The following is a 2367-nucleotide window of genomic DNA, read 5'->3' as shown; positions in this document are numbered from 1 at the left end:
GCCCGGTGCACCGGCGGCGGCCACACCGATGAGGACCCACCCCGCGACACACGCAGCGATCACGAGGGCGGCCGACGCCAGTCGGATCAGCATCCGCCGTGGGCCGCTGATCGGACACGGTGTGAGGACTTCAGTGGACGGGTCGTCCGCGATCCACCCGATCGAGGCACCGGCCACGATGCCCAGCACGGTCAACGGTGGCCCGAGGTCGTCGGTGCTCCGGGCAATCGACACGACGAGGGGCACGCTGCCGATTCCGATCGTCGCCAGGACGCGGGTCAGCCCTCCGGTTCGGATGCAGTACATCACCACTGCTGCGAGGGCTCGGTCCCGTTGACCCTCGCCAGCGTGTGGTGCTGCACGGTCAGCCACGCTCAACACGTGCTGCCCGGTTGGGCGACGACGCGATCGAATGGGCCGACGAGTCCCAGCCCCATCGCTGCCAACAGTTCGTCCGTACCGGTGGCCGGGTCGATCCACCTGTTCCAATCCGACTGGATCGCGGACTCCACCTCGGTCTCCGGGAGAGCGATCAGCGCGCGTGCTGCCTGAAGGTCCTGTGCCGACCACGTCACGCTCGGTACCGAACAGCCGTCCACGGCGGGGCGGCCGCGCTCGAACGCATCGGCGGACGACGGATCCTCAGACGTGGTCGCGTCGATCGCACTGCGCGTGTCGAGGCCGCGGGTGGCGAGCCAGAGGGCGACCACCCCTCGTGCCTGACCCGCCACCACCCGGGGGAGTCCCTGCGCGTCGGCGGAGGTCGGCAGTCCGACAGCGTGCAAGGCGAGCGCCCTCGGTGAATCCAGGAGGTCTCTGAGGCTCGACAGTGACACTTCGTTGGTGGGTCGCGTGAGTTCGGCGGTGGTCAGCCGGTGGCGAACCTCTGGCGGCAGTTGAGCGAGGTCGTCACCATGGACCTGGCGCACCGTCACCGGGCCGACGGAGGCGGGCAGCGCTGCGGCCACCGGCTCGACCCGATCGGCGATCGCGTCGAGGAGTTCGGCGTGGAGCGCGAACATGCAGACCGACACCTGTCCGTCGACATCGCGACACAGCTGGTGGTCTTCGGGCCGGGCAACACGATCGGCGATCCGATCGGCGGACGCCGCCGACATCGGACGCGTGGCTGCGACACCGGCCGCCGTCACGACGACAACGGCGATGACGCCGGCGATGAAGACTCGACGGTCGCGTCGGGATCGTGCGAGTGCGACGACGGACGCCAGCCCGATGAGACCGATGATCCACACGAGGTGCCACCACGCCGCTCGGTCGGTGAAGACCGGTGTCGAGTTCTCGATGGTCGGCGCGGTCGACAGCTCGATGTACGGGTTCCAATCGGGCGAGCCGGCCTCGTTGAGCGCCACGGTTGCGAATCCGATCGCGACCACCACGACGATCGGAGCGAGGCTGAACGGAACCCAGCGACCGAGAGCCACTCCGAGCGCGACCCCACCGAACGGCAGTGCAAGTGCGGCGAGCACATCGGCGAGCCCATCGAGGTCGATCGAGCCGTGCACCAAAGGGCTGCGCCACGCCGTGCCGGCGAGCATCACCGCGACGAAGAGCACCGCTGTCGCCGCCGGCGCCCACGCCGACGCCAACATTCCCGCCGTGCGCGTTTCCGACGAGGTCGCGCAGGTGTCGAACAGTTCATCGGTGTGGTCCCGGCTCGACCGCGTGGTTGCCTGGTGGGCCGCGATGACCACGAAGCCGGTCAGGGGATGAACGAACCAGGCCGAGTACTGCACACCCACCTGCCAGGGATCGCTGTTCTCGCTGCCCCACACGGCGACGAAGAGCACGATGGTCATCGCGCAGAGGCCAAGTCCCGCCCCGAACCAACCGCTGCGGACGAGTTGGCGGCCTTCGACGACTCCCAGCGCACGCACGATCTCACCCGGCGCCGCGGTCACCCGGGTGGCCTGCAACGTCGGCGCTGTGGGCGCAGGGGACCCCACGTGGATGCTGGACGGCGTCCAGCGTCCGTCGGCCAGGGCTCGGCCGCCTCCCCAACGTGACCAGGCGAGACCGACGCCGACGACGGGCAGGAGCAACGTGATGAACAGAGGGGAGCCGACCGCGATTCCGCCGACCATGGCGGCCGCGACCAGTCCGAGAACCAGCGGCTGGAAGCGGCTCATGACGCGACCGCGTCCGGGGCGGTTGCCGCGCTCCCCGCCAGCAGCAGGTAGCCGTCCTCGACGGTGGGTGCCACGAGCCGAGCGCCAGGTGGTGGTCCCCCGATGTGGCGGACCTGGCCGTCACTCGCCACCCACGCCAACTCGGCGCGAGGATCGCGCTCGGGCGCCGACCACACCTTGCCGTCCGCCACCGCGGTGAGGTCGGCGGGAGCACCGGCGA

Annotated in this window: 1 protein-coding gene and 2 pseudogenes; all 3 read right to left on the bottom strand. The window is 70.1% G+C overall.

Annotation, left to right across the window (positions count from 1 at the left end; translation table 11 throughout):
* Positions 1-372 (bottom strand): annotated as a pseudogene (locus WBV89_RS03895) (hypothetical protein); the annotation flags it as partial.
* Positions 373-374: 2 nt separating this feature from the next.
* Positions 375-2147, bottom strand: coding sequence for a hypothetical protein (locus WBV89_RS03890; RefSeq protein ID WP_423980030.1), 1773 nt, complete (start codon positions 2145-2147; stop codon positions 375-377).
* Positions 2144-2367, bottom strand: a pseudogene (locus WBV89_RS03885) (ABC transporter ATP-binding protein); the annotation flags it as partial. The gene WBV89_RS03890 and the pseudogene WBV89_RS03885, both read right to left, overlap by 4 nt.

It is taken from the genome of Ilumatobacter sp., assembly GCF_049588435.1.
In the GTDB taxonomy this organism is placed as follows: domain Bacteria; phylum Actinomycetota; class Acidimicrobiia; order Acidimicrobiales; family Ilumatobacteraceae; genus Ilumatobacter_A.
This window is presented reverse-complemented; position numbering and strand designations above follow the sequence as displayed.